16 protein-coding genes and 1 pseudogene are annotated in these 14,731 nt (G+C 36.5%); 9 read left to right on the top strand and 8 right to left on the bottom strand.

The features are described from left to right. Positions 1 to 135: 135 nt before the first annotated feature. A complete protein-coding gene (locus GGG_RS0105770; protein ID WP_010112989.1) occupies positions 136 to 513 on the bottom strand; it encodes a GNAT family N-acetyltransferase in 378 nt (125 codons plus the stop codon). A 99-nt stretch (positions 514 to 612) separates the two neighbouring features. Between GGG_RS0105770 and hisB the strand changes: the two genes are divergently transcribed. From hisB to GGG_RS0105755, 3 genes are all read left to right on the top strand, one after another. After that, the gene (gene hisB / locus GGG_RS0105765; RefSeq protein WP_010112988.1) at positions 613 to 1,206 is read left to right on the top strand and encodes an imidazoleglycerol-phosphate dehydratase HisB; all 594 of its coding nucleotides are present in this window, start codon (positions 613 to 615) and stop codon (positions 1,204 to 1,206) included. Next, the gene (gene hisH / locus GGG_RS0105760) at positions 1,206 to 1,823 is read left to right on the top strand and encodes an imidazole glycerol phosphate synthase subunit HisH (protein ID WP_010112986.1); all 618 of its coding nucleotides are present in this window, start codon (positions 1,206 to 1,208) and stop codon (positions 1,821 to 1,823) included. The genes hisB and hisH overlap by 1 nt, the downstream gene beginning before the upstream one ends. A 473-nt stretch (positions 1,824 to 2,296) precedes the next feature. Continuing rightward, positions 2,297 to 2,833, top strand: a complete 537-nt coding sequence (locus tag GGG_RS0105755) for a DUF805 domain-containing protein (protein ID WP_010112984.1) — start codon at positions 2,297 to 2,299, stop codon at positions 2,831 to 2,833. Positions 2,834 to 2,889: 56 nt separating this feature from the next. On the opposite strand, the gene GGG_RS0105750 is transcribed toward GGG_RS0105755, so the two are convergent. After that, on the bottom strand, positions 2,890 to 3,315 hold the full coding sequence (locus GGG_RS0105750; RefSeq protein ID WP_010112983.1) for a hypothetical protein: 426 nt from the start codon (positions 3,313 to 3,315) through the stop codon (positions 2,890 to 2,892). Positions 3,316 to 3,421: 106 nt separating this feature from the next. On the opposite strand from GGG_RS0105750, the pseudogene GGG_RS0105745 reads away from it, so the two are divergent. Then, a pseudogene (locus GGG_RS0105745) lies at positions 3,422 to 4,085 on the top strand (3'-5' exonuclease). A 75-nt stretch (positions 4,086 to 4,160) separates the two neighbouring features. After that, positions 4,161 to 4,892 carry a 1-(5-phosphoribosyl)-5-[(5-phosphoribosylamino)methylideneamino]imidazole-4-carboxamide isomerase gene (gene hisA / locus GGG_RS0105740; RefSeq protein ID WP_010112981.1) on the top strand — a complete coding sequence of 244 codons (732 nt, stop codon included), beginning with the start codon at positions 4,161 to 4,163 and terminating at the stop codon, positions 4,890 to 4,892. 116 nt (positions 4,893 to 5,008) lie between these two features. Here the strand turns inward: hisA and GGG_RS0105735 are convergent, their stop codons facing one another. Then, complete coding sequence (locus GGG_RS0105735) at positions 5,009 to 5,299, bottom strand: putative quinol monooxygenase (protein ID WP_010112980.1); 291 nt, start codon at positions 5,297 to 5,299, stop codon at positions 5,009 to 5,011. 137 nt (positions 5,300 to 5,436) lie between these two features. On the opposite strand from GGG_RS0105735, the gene GGG_RS0105730 reads away from it, so the two are divergent. Next, the gene (locus GGG_RS0105730; RefSeq protein WP_010112979.1) at positions 5,437 to 6,825 is read left to right on the top strand and encodes a YafY family protein; all 1,389 of its coding nucleotides are present in this window, start codon (positions 5,437 to 5,439) and stop codon (positions 6,823 to 6,825) included. A gap of 17 nt (positions 6,826 to 6,842) precedes the next feature. Further along, positions 6,843 to 8,060, top strand: coding sequence for a PD-(D/E)XK nuclease family protein (locus GGG_RS0105725; protein ID WP_010112977.1), 1,218 nt, complete (start codon positions 6,843 to 6,845; stop codon positions 8,058 to 8,060). Positions 8,061 to 8,144: 84 nt separating this feature from the next. Here the strand turns inward: GGG_RS0105725 and GGG_RS0105720 are convergent, their stop codons facing one another. From GGG_RS0105720 to GGG_RS0105710, 3 genes are all read right to left on the bottom strand, one after another. Next, on the bottom strand, positions 8,145 to 8,537 hold the full coding sequence (locus GGG_RS0105720) for a membrane protein (protein WP_010112976.1): 393 nt from the start codon (positions 8,535 to 8,537) through the stop codon (positions 8,145 to 8,147). A gap of 31 nt (positions 8,538 to 8,568) precedes the next feature. Next, positions 8,569 to 9,195: a DUF1294 domain-containing protein gene (locus tag GGG_RS0105715; RefSeq protein WP_010112975.1), complete on the bottom strand. Its 627-nt coding sequence runs from the start codon at positions 9,193 to 9,195 to the stop codon at positions 8,569 to 8,571. A gap of 94 nt (positions 9,196 to 9,289) precedes the next feature. Continuing rightward, positions 9,290 to 10,240 (bottom strand): homoserine kinase, encoded by a 951-nt coding sequence (locus GGG_RS0105710; RefSeq protein WP_010112974.1) that lies wholly within the window; start codon positions 10,238 to 10,240, stop codon positions 9,290 to 9,292. Positions 10,241 to 10,353: 113 nt separating this feature from the next. On the opposite strand from GGG_RS0105710, the gene hisF reads away from it, so the two are divergent. Continuing rightward, positions 10,354 to 11,112 carry an imidazole glycerol phosphate synthase subunit HisF gene (hisF, locus tag GGG_RS0105705; RefSeq protein ID WP_010112973.1) on the top strand — a complete coding sequence of 253 codons (759 nt, stop codon included), beginning with the start codon at positions 10,354 to 10,356 and terminating at the stop codon, positions 11,110 to 11,112. Positions 11,113 to 11,573: 461 nt separating this feature from the next. Continuing rightward, a complete protein-coding gene (locus GGG_RS0105700; RefSeq protein WP_010112972.1) occupies positions 11,574 to 11,933 on the top strand; it encodes a sel1 repeat family protein in 360 nt (119 codons plus the stop codon). Between the two features lie 43 nt (positions 11,934 to 11,976). On the opposite strand, the gene ettA is transcribed toward GGG_RS0105700, so the two are convergent. Continuing rightward, positions 11,977 to 13,638: an energy-dependent translational throttle protein EttA gene (ettA, locus tag GGG_RS0105695; RefSeq protein ID WP_010112970.1), complete on the bottom strand. Its 1,662-nt coding sequence runs from the start codon at positions 13,636 to 13,638 to the stop codon at positions 11,977 to 11,979. A gap of 194 nt (positions 13,639 to 13,832) precedes the next feature. After that, positions 13,833 to 14,711, bottom strand: a complete 879-nt coding sequence (locus tag GGG_RS0105690; protein ID WP_029574466.1) for a hypothetical protein — start codon at positions 14,709 to 14,711, stop codon at positions 13,833 to 13,835. Positions 14,712 to 14,731 lie beyond the last annotated feature (20 nt).

The following is a 14,731-nucleotide window of genomic DNA, read 5'->3' as shown; positions in this document are numbered from 1 at the left end:
TATTTTTACAGCAAATTGACCCTTTTTTTGTTTTTACAGCCTGAAAATAAAAAAGACAGCCTAGATGGCTGTCATAAAACGATTAGATTGAATCACTCAAGTTTTTATACAACATACAACTGAAATCATTCAGTCTTAGATTTTACCCAGATGCGCTAGACAACGGTGTATTGCGCCACAACCCGGCTCAAAAATTTTCACACCTTTCTCTTCCTCAATCCGGCAGACTTCTTCAACTAAGCGCTCTGCAACGCCCCTGCCTCGATTTGCAGGGTGCACCACGATATTTTCCAGAATCTTACTTTCTCCTTGCCCTGTGCACCACAGCGCACCAATAATCTTGGTATTAAATTCTGCGGTGTAAAGTAAGGTATACTGAGCTAAGTTTTGCTCAAGTTGTTCTACGGCATCTTTACCATCACCAAACTCTGGGCTGGTGTCATATAATCGCTCAAGCTGATCGCGAACTTCCGCATTTTCCAGTGAAGTTTTAGCATGTATGGTAATAGGCATTGATTAACCCTCCTGAGCAATCTAATATGCTGTCACTTTCGTCACAGCGAAACATCGTTACATCAAACTTTTAATTTTGACGTTTTTGAGGAACGTGTCATGACACAACGTATCAGTGAAGTAGTAAGAAACACTAACGAAACCAAAATTCGAGTTCGTGTGAATCTTGATGGTACTGGTCAAGGCACGCTCAATACAGGTGTTCCCTTTTTAGACCATATGATTGATCAAATCAAGCGTCATGGCTTATTTGATATTGATATTCATTGTGATGGCGACCTAGATATTGATGATCATCACACTGTAGAAGATTGCGGAATCACGCTTGGGCAAGCCTTTGCACAAGCTTTGGGTGATAAAAAAGGGTTAAAACGCTACGGTCATTTCTATGCACCGCTTGATGAAGCTTTAAGCCGTGTCGTTGTAGATCTGTCTGGCCGTCCGGGTTTATGGATGGATATTCCTTTCACTCGTGCACGTATCGGTACATTTGATGTCGATCTATTTTCTGAGTTTTTCCAAGGTTTTGTAAACCATGCCTTGATGACTTTACATATTGACAATTTAAAAGGCAAAAATAGCCACCATCAAATTGAAAGTGTGTTTAAAGCGTTTGCACGTGCATTGCGTATGGCATGTGAAATTGATCCTCGTGCTGAAAATACTGTTGCATCTACCAAAGGAACTTTGTAATGACCCGTATTGCCCTTCTTGACTATGGCATGGGAAACCTTCACTCAGCAGCGAAGGCGCTTGAACATGTCGGTGCAACTGTTGATGTCACCAATGATCCTAAGCTGATTGCGCAAGCAGACAAGATTGTATTTCCGGGCGTTGGCGCAATGCGTGATTGTATGCAAGGCATGCGTGAAGCAGGTATCGATGAAGTCGTGCGTAATGCGGCTTTTAATAAGCCTGTTTTAGCCATTTGTGTCGGAATGCAAGCTTTACTTGAATCTTCAGAGGAAAATGGCGGTTCAACTGCTTTGGGCATTTTTGACGGTGTAGTGAAGCATTTTCCAAATGTTGATGGTTTAAAAGTTCCACATATGGGCTGGAATCAAGTCCATCAAGCAGATCCAAGTCATCCAATGTGGAAAGATATTGATCAAGATGCACGTTTTTATTTTGTGCATAGCTACTATGTAGAACCTAAAGACCAAAATCTTGTTGCTGCAACGTGTGATTATGGTCTGCCATTCTGTACTGCAATCCATAAAGAAAATTTATTCGCAACACAGTTCCACCCTGAAAAGAGTCATACCGCAGGTCTGCAATTGCTTAAAAACTTTGTGGAATGGAAGATTTAAATCTTTCTAAACTCAACCTGAGCTCGGGATAAGATATGTTCCCAACTGTATGATACGCGGAAACGTCAGTCGCATTGTTCGAGGCAGGACTACATCTACAATATACTGTTTTTGCAAGATATTAGATACATGGTGGTATCTGTCGAGTTGGCGACTGACAAATGGTTTTGCCTACTTTTCCCGAAAGGAAAGTAGGTCGAACCGAAGGTTAATCCTTACATCTGACTTTAAACGGTAAGACTCCGCTGTGTCTGATCTATCTTTTCAATAACTTACATCAAAGTTTATCCCGAACTGACGTTAAACTCAAAACTAATCGATTAAAATCAAGCCAATTTTTATTGGCTTGATTGCTTTTTAGATGTGGATTTCTTCCTAACCTTTCTTTTTATTGTTTTTTTCTTTATGATTTGATCGAATTTAATACAAAAATTTCAGAACTGATTAAATAAGCCGTTAAATAGGAAAATAAAATGAATTCTAATTTTCAAACCAATGATTCAGCTTTAAGTGCAAGTGGGCGTTTTGGACGCATGTCTTATTTAGGCTGGTCTTTTTTAAGTGCTTTGGTGTTTTTTATCGTTGCGATTGTCGTCGTTGTTCTCATGATTGGAACAAACCCTGAAAGTATTTCGGGACTTTCTATTCCAGCAATGATTATTTTTTTAGTCCTCTATATTGCATTCATTTACTTTACTTTCGTCTTTACCATTCGTCGTTTACATGACAAAAACCAAAGTGGCTGGTTGTCACTTGTCATGCTTGTACCTTTTATTAACTTTTTCTTTCTGGTTTATTTATGCTGTGCAAAAGGTGATGAAGGCACAAACAACTATGGCGCACCACGTGTGACCAAAGCTTGGGAAAAAGTGCTGGCTTGGATTTATATCATCACAATTCCATTAATGGGCGTACTCACTGCGATTTCAATTCCCGCATATCAAAGCTATATTGAACGTGCGCAACTACAACAATTAGAATATCAGCAACAAATCGAGCAATCTGAATAATTTTATTCACTTGAATGTTTTAAGTCATAGCCTTTTATTCACATAAAAGGCTATTTCTACTTTTCAGTATCATCTTCTCTAGTCACAAAACCACCTTCGAGTGGTTGTACGCTAATTTTAATCTCCGCTTTTAAGTTCAATGCACGATAACGTTGTCTAATTTCATCCATGAGTTGTTCCATGGTGATCTGACTTAAATCAACCTCAGAGGCAATATAGGCTTTATTGACTAAATCTGCATTGTCTTGTTTTTGCTGTTGTTTAGATTCCGCATTCCAACGTTCAGTCATTCCCACCAAGCGTGCTAATTCAATCAAACTTTGCGCACTAGAGGGTGTCGAATTTTGTAGCCATTTACCCATTGTACCTTTTGATGCTTCTAATACATTTACAATGTCGCTGGCTTTAATATTTTTATCCTGAATGAGTTGTTTTAAACGCTTTGCACCTTCGATAAAAAGATCATCATCTTTTTCGACCATTATTTCGTTTCCTTTTTTGGATCTATTTTGAATCTGACAAAATTATCACCTTTTTAGCTAAAGTTTGTTATAACAATATGATTAATTTTTTAAATGCTGAAAGATCGTGGATAAGCCTGTACACCCTATTCCAAACAAAGAGCAAATTCAGACCTTTCCTCGGTTTCAAAACCTTTCTTTGGAAAATATTGCCATCATCAACTCACTACAACAATGCAAAAATATTGAACATGCTTTAAAAACTGCGCCTTTATTAGGTTTTGACACTGAATCTAAACCCACATTTACCAAAGGTGAAGTTCAAACTGGCCCACATCTCATCCAACTTGCGACGGATAAAAAAGCTTATTTATTTCAAGTCTCAGCAGAGATTTTAGATTTTTTAAAACCTGTATTTGAGAATAAAGACCAAATCAAAGTCGGTTTTGGCTTAAAAAATGATGCACATTTATTTCGAAAAAAAGGCATTGAACTCAATAATATCATTGAACTTTCTAAAAGCTTTTCAAGTTTTGGATTGAATAATCCAGTCGGTATTAAAAATGCGATGGCGTTATTATTCCAAATCAATTTTCCTAAAAGTAAATCAATAAGCACTTCAAATTGGGCACGTAAAACCCTCACTCAACAACAGATTGAATATGCTGGCGCTGATGCCTATGCACCTGTTTTAATTTTTAAAGAATTACTCCGTTTAGGCTTACTTCCTGAATACCAAGCCAAACTCTTGGCTAAAATTGAGAATTCGGCTGAATAAAAGCATCAACTGACACTTAGAAATTGATCAATACTTTGCTAAGATGGGCCACAATGAATTCTCATGAGATTAGGCAAGGAGCGAAAGCATGCTGATCATCCCTGCAATTGACCTGAAAGACGGCAAATGTGTCCGTTTAAAACAAGGTCGTATGGAAGACGATACCGTATTTTCTGATGATCCTGTAGCGACTGCACAGCATTGGGTAAATGAAGGTGCTCGTCGTTTGCATCTAGTGGATTTAAACGGTGCTTTCGCAGGTACGCCAATCCATAAACCTGTGGTTGAAGCGATTGCTAAGGCTCAACCTGAGCTTCCAATTCAAATTGGTGGTGGTATCCGTTCTTTAGAAACCATTGAGCATTATCTTGAAGCAGGTGTTTCTTTTGTCATTATTGGTACGAAAGCAGTACAAGAACCTGAATTTGTTGAAGAGGCGTGCAAAAAATTCGCAGGACATATCATTGTCGGTATCGATGCGATGAATGGTTTTGTCGCAACAGATGGTTGGGCGAATGTCACTGATGTTAAAGCAACGGATCTGGCAAAACGTTTTGCCGATGCGGGTGTCTCAAGCATCGTATATACCGATATTGCACGTGATGGCATGATGCAAGGTGTCAATGTTGAACAAACTGTTCATCTTGCACAATATTCAGGTTTACCTGTGATTGCTTCTGGTGGCGTAACCAATCTTGATGATGTACGTAACTTGAAAGGTCAGCACGGTATTTTAGGTGCGATTACAGGTCGTGCAATCTATGAAGGAACTTTAAACCTTCGTGAAGCGCAGTTGTTATTGGATGAGCAAGGATTCTAATTCTAAGCTTGTCAGTGCAATAAAAAAGAGAACGTCATGTTCTCTTTTTAGTTTCTAACGATCATGTATAGATCATTATCAAAAATGCATTTTAAATACGTCAATCCGATCTATGCTTATAACGTATTTTCAAAATGTTGCATTTCAATCTTACGGGCTAAAAATGGTTTCAGTGCAATAAACCAATGTTGAAATTCTTCTGTTTTCATAAAAACATCGGTATGGGTTGCCAAATCAGTCCAGTGAATTTGTAAAACATAATTTTGTGGGTTTTCGATTCCACGAATCAGTTTAAATTTTTCACAACCCTGCGCATTTCTAAAAATATCGGATAATTCATAAAATTTCTTTTCAAAAGCCATCTGCTGACCATCAATGATATGAAATAAAGCTTGTTCAATCACCATGTTTATCTCCTTTTATGAATATTGCACCATATAAATATGATACGAAAAGAACAAAATTCAAAATATTTTTTTAATAGACAAATAATGTCTATCAAAACAATTATGCTAAATTAAATTTTAAAAGAGTACATAAAATTATGCATATTAAAGAAACCTTCCCATTTCAATTTTCTAGAATTTTAAGTGTATTTCATGCATTACCTAAAGCACCGAACGCATATATATCTATTGAGGACTTATTTATAAAGTTGCATAATTCTTATGCTCACTTTCTAGCTCCTCGTAAAGCTTTGCAACGAGATTTAAATGCTCTTGATGATATATTGCACAAAGGAAATATCGAAAAAATCTCAGCACTTGGTCGTCAGTCGGCTTCATTTCGTTTATCTGCTGATGCAAAATTAGACTTAGCAAAGCCAAATTTAATTCAAAATGAGTTTCAATCATTAGCTATAGTACATAGCTATAATTTTTTGAAAAACTACTTTCCAGAATCATGGCAAAACACGTTAATCGATCAGTTCGAACAAGCTCAAAAAGTTTTAGCTTTAAGAAATAAAGATATTTGGTTATCTAAATTTGGATGTGCCTTAGATGGTGCTTTCCAAAATTATTTAGCACCTTCTAATAATATTAAAGAACAAATATTTAAATCAATTCATGATAACAATTCATGGTTAGAAATTTTATATCATCCTGAAAATTTTAGAAAACAACCAAATGTATATGTAATTAAACCACATGGAGTTATTATCAGAGGAAGAAAACAATATCTGATTGCTTCAAAAATTGATGAGCATAATAAAGTTTTTACACGAACTTTCACCATGCATCGCATATTGCAAGCAACTCCAACTCTTGAACGTTTAAGTGTCTTTATCCCCGACATCGACATGGAAAAAGCAATCGAGCAAAATGAATATGAAGGTTTTTTTACAGATCATCCTATAAAAATTGAGTTATTATGTAATATCAAAATGTTACCTGAATTACAATTCTCAAAAATCCATCAAACTCAACAACTTTTTGCAACGAATCCTTCCCATTTTACATTAACAGCTAAAATGCCAATAACATGGTCTTTTATAGAATGGTTAGTACAACATGCTGGTGCCATCGAAGTTTTAGAATCAGAAGACTTAAGAGATGAGGTTAGAAAACGAATTTGTGATATGGCTAATAATTATAATATAGAGATTATGGAGTTTGAGAATGACTTTGCCGATTATGGACGCAATTGTGAAGACTTTGTAGATGAAAATGGTGCAATACAACGTCTAGATATTGAGGAAGATGTCGCTGTAGTAATAGAAAATGATATGACCATGCAAGAGTTCGATGACTTACTAGAACAAGCAATTGATTTTATCAGGGATAAACCATATATTTCAGAAGCAGAATTAAGTAAACATTTCAAAATTAAACATAGTGTCAGTTCGTATCTTATACATAAAATGGGTTTAGAAAATCTTATAGAAATAATCTGTGAAGATGGTTCACACCGATACAAAGTGCAAATTCAATAAATAAGGAATATTTATAAATGCAAAATACTTTAACAAACTCTTTAAACTTGGAAAGTGCTCAAAATAGTATAGATCAATTTAAAACATTGATTGAAAACATACCAATACAGAAAATTGAACCATTTATACCTTTAAATATTTATCAAGCTGAAAAAGTAATACACGATTTTAAAAAACTTCAATTGGCTAGAACACAAAGAAAATCATTTCTTGAAATCATGGGATTAAGCCATTTAGAAAATGTGAGTTCAAAAACATTAGCATTTTTTTTAGATAGTAAAGAAGTACATAACCTCAATGATCTAGTGATCAGTGCATTACTCAATAAAATTGGCAAAAATATTTCATATCAATTACATACTGAAACCATCATTCTTGAAAAAAGAACGGATAAAGGACGTATTGATCTTTGGATTGAAACAAATGAGCATATCATTGTAATCGAAAATAAGATTTACCATCATGCTGATAATAATCCCTTCGAAGATTATGTAGAACACGCACGTGAAAATAATCCAAATAACAAAGAATTAATCTTCATTCTTCTTGTCGTCAAAAATCCAAATCAAATACCTGAGAATTTTCATCTCATTACACATTTTGATTTATCTAAGCAAATATTAGATTTACTTGGGCATAAATCGTTACAAGCAGATCAGTATTACTTAACCTATCTCATTGATTATATTTCAGCTATAGAAAAACTAAACCCTCATTCGGAGTATGGGAAAATGCAAATGGATATCGTTAATTTTTATCGTAACAATCGTGAAGTTTTGGAGAAGATCCAAGATGAGGATAATAAAGAATCTGTTTATCAATATTATGAACAACATGTTCAAGAGATTATAGAATTACTGCAAGATCAAGAACTTAATATTTTTCCAAATGATACAACCTTTAATCGAAAAGATGATGATTTATCCTCTATCGGAGGGTCATTTATTAGTAAAACAATACAAACGACGCTTCATGATTTACTATTAGAATTTGAGATAGTTAAAACTACAGAAGGAACCTATTTGTGGTGCAATCGCTTTAAAACAATTAAAATGAAAAGAGCGGATTCCATTGAACTTCATGAATTTCTAAAGAAAGAAAGAATTTCATTCTTAGAGCAAGATGCTCATTTTGATGCTTTACTTCTTGGTGAGAGTGAATCTATATCGGCAGGAGATTTTGCAGAGAAAGCTGCCCCTGTTATCAAAAGAATTTTAGAATTGCATAGTATTTAAATTTATTTAAATTAGAAAAGAGCAACTAACATGCTCTTTTCTTTAGATTTTCAATTAAAATATCTCACTTCATAATTCTATATCTTAAAGCGGCACAGGCTGATTATCATTCAAAGCAATGATGCCTCGAATCGCACGATAAACAATCCATACCCAAGAAATAAATAAGACTGCTACACAGAATATGGTTGCACTCACGGCAACGCCTGCAAATGCATTGGCATTATCCATAGTCAAAAATAAGAACAGATAAGGTACAAAAGCCAACAATGTCCAAATTAAATACCACCAAAAAGTACGAATTTGCCATCTAAAATGACTTTCAAAAATAGTGCCTCGTACTGAATCTAATTTTACATAATTGATCACTAAAGCCACGATGGCAAATATTCCGCCAGAAAAAATCGCAACAATATAAAGAATATATAAAATCAAAGTCAGTGATTTGCTATTGTTTGGATCTACATAATTATTCATTATCGTTCCTCAAAAAGTGATTTGGCTTAATTTATGTTTTAAATACATTTAAGGGAGAAATTAACCATAAAATCAATAAAATATTAAAAAAGATAGTACAGAAATATACCTTTCTAAAAGGTTGTTTTTGTGTTTTATGTCGTAAACGTTGTTGTGCAAGCCAAGCTGCTGGCCAACCGCCTAAAAAGGCAAGTATATGCAAGGTATTTTCAGGCACACGACGTTGATTAAGCTGAGCTGCTTCTTTATCTTGGGAATAAAACCAATAGGTCATCACATTGATAATACTCATAAAAAGTAATGCTAGACTATTCAGTAAACCTGTAGCGGTCAAAATAACCAAAGCGATAATATAAACCACACACAGAATTTGCATTGCTTGCAGTTTTGCAGGTGTTTGCGTTTCTGTACTATTCGACATTTTAGATAATTTCTTTGCCTGATTGGCTTTTAAATAAGTGACTTGTTTGGCTTTAAACCTTCCTTGAGCATCCAGTTGCACCACATACTCCAAAGCACAACCGACAAGCGGACGTGGGCCTTTCTGAGCAAAGTCTTTGATGTGTAAAAATACACGATCTTTAGCTTCATCATTGGGCTGGATAAAGCCATAGCCTTTATCATCAAACCATTCAACCAAACGACCTTGATCACGCATTTATTTATCCCAAATCATTTTGGCTTCTTTTATTCATGCTTAAATGGTTTCTGTATAAGCCTATATAAATTGAATTAAAGAAGCCTAATACTTATTAAGCAGTTACAAACTTTAATCTTTCTACCAGCATATTACGCATTTCTAAAGGATTTTTCTGCAAAATATCATCCCCAGTACGCCCTTCTGCTTGGTTCATTTGCGCCACTTGTAAACGCATCATCCAAAAACGCCCTGCTGCCATCGCCAAATATAACTCTAAACAAGACTTTTCATCTTCAGTTAAAGGACGGACAGATGAATATGCATTTAAAAAAGCGGTTGCTTTGGCTTCATTCAACGTCACGTCAGGATATTCCGTACAAAAATCATTTAGCGTAATCGCAATATCAAACAGTAATTCATCTCGATTCATTTCATAAAAATCAAGAATACCTTTGAGTGTATTGCCTTCAAAGAGCGTATTGTCACGGAATAAGTCTGAATGGATAAAACCTTTAGGGCGGTTTGGATACATCGCAGTTAAAGCTTCATATAAACCCAAAAGATTATTCAGCAATGCTGTATCTGCAACATTTAAAGTGGGTTTAATTTGCTTTGCGACGTTGTACCAATAAGCATGATCACGCGCTGTTTTGCGTTGTAATGGAAAATCTTGCAAAGCCACATGCATTTGAGCCTGAGCAATGGCGATTTGTTCAACTTGCTCCAATGTTGAAGGCATTGGATGCTGTCCTAACATACGTGGTGCAATTTGAGCAGGCTTATCTTTCAGAGTATGAATAGATTGACCGCTATGCTTTAACGGCACAGGTACAGCCAAACCTTGTTGTCCTAAATATTCTAAAACTGGAATCAATTCCGCCGCTGCTTGCGTGTCCATATTTTCAAACAACGTTAAAACAAACTGTGTCCCATCTGCACAGACTATAAAATAATTGGTATTTTGAATACCTCCTTGAATTGGATTCAGCTCAATAACCTCTAATCCATACGGTGCTGCAAAGGCTTGAACTTCCTTTAAACTCAAAGTGGTATAAACCGACATATAAAACCTGCGAAAAAACTTACATAAGTTTGATAGAATACCCTCTCTGACTCGCGAGGTGTAGCACCTACATCGCTCAGTTTCATAATCGGCTGTTATTTTTGGAAAAAATTATGCTTGCTAAACGTATTATTCCTTGCCTAGACGTAGATAATGGGCGTGTAGTTAAAGGTGTTCAGTTCCTTGATATTCGTGATGCAGGTGATCCCGTTGAAGTTGCACGCCGTTATAATGAACAAGGCGCCGATGAAATTACTTTTTTAGACATCACTGCAACCTCAGGTGAGCGAGATACAACCTATCGCACTGTAGAACGTATGGCTGAAAGCGTATTCGTGCCTTTGACTGTCGGTGGCGGTGTTCGTAAAGTTGAAGATATTCGCCTACTGCTAAATGCAGGTGCGGATAAAGTCAGCATTAACTCTGCTGCAGTGTTTAACCCTGAATTTGTACAAGAAGCTTCACAACGCTTTGGTGCGCAATGTATCGTGGTTGCGATTGATGCAAAAAAAACGGGCGATAATAAGTGGGAAATTTTCACCCACGGTGGTCGTAAACCTACAGGGATCGATGCGATTGATTGGGCTGTCAAAATGGCAGACTTTGGCGCAGGTGAACTGTTAATTACCTCAATGGATGCCGATGGAACCAAAGCAGGCTATGACATTGAATTAATGCGTCAAATCAATGAACGTGTCACTATTCCGACGATTGCTTCTGGTGGTGTAGGCAATTTACAACATCTAGCAGATGGTATTTTAAAAGGCGGTGCAGATGCTGTACTTGCAGCCTCTATTTTCCACTTTGGTCAATATACGATTCCTGAAGCCAAACAGTATTTAGCAGATCAAGGCATTGAAATGCGCCTTTGATTGACAAATAAGCGGTCTTTTCTGAAAAGAGTGTTGAAATAACACTCTTTTTTTATTCAGCAGAAATGTATTCGTTATTGTACTTTTCAACACCTTGTAAATACTTTAATACTTTGATCAGATGCTATCATTGATACATTCTTCAATTCAGATAGTTAAAACGACTGTAAAGCCATGTTGAATAATTCTTAAAATAAAATGACAATTTGATGAAAAGGTTTCACTTTTTTTATTTTTCAAATTACAGAATAATTAACTTTTGGTAAAATACTTAACACTAAGTTTATAATGATTGATAAATATCACACTTTTACCCAACTATTTTTATCAATCACATAATTTGGGTATTTCTTATTCTATATATTTATTTTAATCTTAGAAATGAAAGCTTTATTTCAAAATAGAGTGAGTAGAGGAAAATGAATTTAATAAAAATAATTCGGATGATATGGAAATCAATAATGCCTTTACACCATCATATACGCAGTAATGCCTTTATGGTATCGGAAGCTCAAAGCACTTATCATCGTGCGACAGCGTATGAGCATTTGGCAATTAATCAACAATACAGTGTTGCGATTGGGCATACATTGAATCATCAACTGCATCACTATCAACGAAACGCCATCTGGTTTCTTTTGCGTTCAGCCCTAAAAGGTTATAGTCGAGCGCAGTATAAGCTCGGTATGCTTTATTTACATGGTCATTTAGGTTTAGACAGCAATACTTTAAAAGCTCAAAAATGGTTAGTTTTGGCTGCAAATCAAGGCCACCTAGAAGCGCAAGACCAACTCAATGCTTTACCTTTCTTCAGACAATAAAAAACCAGCCCTAAAGCTGGTTTTCTATACGTTAAATTGGCGATTAACCACCAATTTTTTTGTATTTAGTACGCTTTTGAACGGCATCATCGCCTAAACGAGATTGGCGGTATGCTTCATATTCAGCATAGTTACCTTCGTAGAATTCTGGCTGTTCATTTTCAAATGACAAGATATGTGTCGCAATACGGTCAAGGAACCAACGGTCATGCGATACCACCATTACTGTACCTGGGAATACAAGAATTGCATCCTCAAGCGCACGTAATGTTTCAATATCCAAGTCGTTCGATGGTTCATCGAGTAGGATCACGTTTGCACCCATTTGCAGGATTTTTGCAAGTTGTAAACGGTTACGCTCACCACCTGACAACTCACCTACACGCTTCTGCTGATCTTGACCTTTAAAGTTAAAGCGACCGATATAAGCACGAGATGCGATTTCGTATTCACCGATTCTCAAGATATCTAAACCGCCAGAAACTTCTTCCCAAACTGTTTTGTTGTTATCTAAAGTATCGCGAATCTGACCGACATAAGCCACTTTCACTGACTCACCCAGTGTTACAGTACCTGTATCTGGTTGCTGTTCGCCCGTCATCATACGGAATAATGTGGTTTTACCCGCACCGTTTGGCCCCACAATACCCACAATCGCTGTAGGTGGAACAGTAAAGGTCAAATCTTTATACAGTAAACGACCGTCAAATGATTTGCTAATACCTTCAATTTCTACAACCTTATTCCCTAGACGTGGACCAGGTGGAATATAGATTTCAGAAGTTTCGTTACGCTGTTGGAACTCACGTGAGTTAAGTTCTTCAAAACGCTCCATACGCGCTTTGTTTTTCTTTTGCTGACCTTTAGCATTTGAACGAACCCATTCAAGTTCTTTTTTCAATGCTTTAGCAAAAGATTCTTCTTGTTTATTTTCCTGCTCTAAACGTGCATTCTTTTGTTCTAACCAAGAAGAATAGTTACCTTGGTAAGGAATACCCATGCCACGGTCAAGCTCAAGAATCCACTCTGCAACGTTATCTAAGAAATAACGGTCATGCGTAATTGCCACAATCGTACCAGCAAAGTCTTTCAAGAAACGTTCTAACCAAGACACAGATTCTGCGTCCAAATGGTTCGTCGGTTCGTCTAGAAGTAGCATATCTGGTTTAGACAATAATAAACGGCACAATGCAACACGACGACGCTCACCACCTGAAAGCAAACTTACATCTGCATCCCAAGCTGGAAGGTTCAATGCAGCCGCTGCTTGATCCATTTGGTTACTTAAATTATGTGCATCCCAAGAATGGATAATCGCTTCAAGTTTTTCTTGCTCTTTTGCAAGCGCATCGAAATCTGCATCTTCAGCAGCATATTCAGCAAAAACTTCATCCAAACGAGCCAATGCATCCAATGGTTCACGTAAACCATCTTCAACGTTACCACGAACGTCTTTGTTTGGGTCTAATGGTGGTTCTTGCTCTAGATAACCGATTTTAATACCCGGTTGCGCACGAGCTTCACCTGAGAAATCTTTATCTACGCCAGCCATAATACGAAGCAAGGTAGACTTACCTGCACCGTTTAAACCAAGTACACCAATTTTTGCACCTGGAAAGAATGATAAAGAGATGTCTTTTAAGATTTCGCGCTTAGGCGGAACCATTTTCGACACACGGTTCATCGTGTAAATATATTGGGCCACGTAGGACTCCTCTATAAAGAATAGGAATTCGCAAGATGCGAACAAAAAATGCGAACAAATAAATGGCAATAATTATACGCTGAATTTATCTATTTTTGTTTAGATTCGCCCAATTTGATCAAGATATTTTCAAAAGATCTCTTGACTATTTTCCAAGCATGACAAACATAGTCCCTTCCCCACACCAAAGCACATTAAGAGCAAAAATTGGGCTGATACTGATACACAAATTGCGTTTTGGTTTGTGTTGAACTTGGTGCATTGTAATTCGACAATGATTTCAAAGCTGAAAAACTAATCGCAGCACGTTGCACAACTTTATTTGTATAGTTAGCATTTGGATCTGCATACTTAAATGACACTTCAACCACAGCTGGTTTGAGTCCTGCGTATGGCACTTGGGTATACCATAAGCTCATCTCCATCTCAGCATCAAATTCGCCCAAATCTATAGTGACACCACTATAATTTCGCTCATAAATGGTTAAATTACCGACTTGAGATAAAGCTTGATTGTCACTGATTGCATAGGTTTCTTTAAACTTTGGAAAATGTGTATGAATGTCTAAGAAATCATTCAAAGTCCGCGTGTTGGGAACAGTCGTCGATTTACTTGCCCCCACTAAAAAGCTTTGTGTTGCCGTTTGGGTAATATCATCTTCAAGTTTAGTTTTTGCACCTGAGGTTGGGCTACTTAAATCTGCAAAATCAGCCAGATAATGATCATAACTTCTCAGCTTAAGTGTCACCTCAGAAGCGCCATTTTCGATCCGCTCTCTAAAGCTATAACCCATATCGTTTAATAAACAACTACTTGGTGAATCATAAAAGCGGATTTGACGTTGCTTATCCAAAGTCATGTTTCCTGAAACACTACGACCTGTTTGTTGAGCAATGATATTTTTGGCTTGTTGTATATAAGTATTTACATTCGCCGCTTCATTGGAATAGCTAAACTGATCGGCTTGTAATAACAACTTATATTCCCGTGAAGTCACTTGTGGTGCAGCCCAAGTATTTGAAATCACAAAACTACTGAACAATACGAGAAAAAATCTTTTATTCATTTTCAATCCTGCTTTTCTTTTTAAAT

The sequence above is a fragment of the Acinetobacter sp. P8-3-8 genome, from assembly GCF_000214135.1.
Taxonomy (GTDB): Bacteria; Pseudomonadota; Gammaproteobacteria; order Pseudomonadales; family Moraxellaceae; genus Acinetobacter.
The sequence above is the reverse complement of the archived record's forward strand: the minus strand, read 5'-3'. Positions and strand labels throughout refer to the sequence as shown.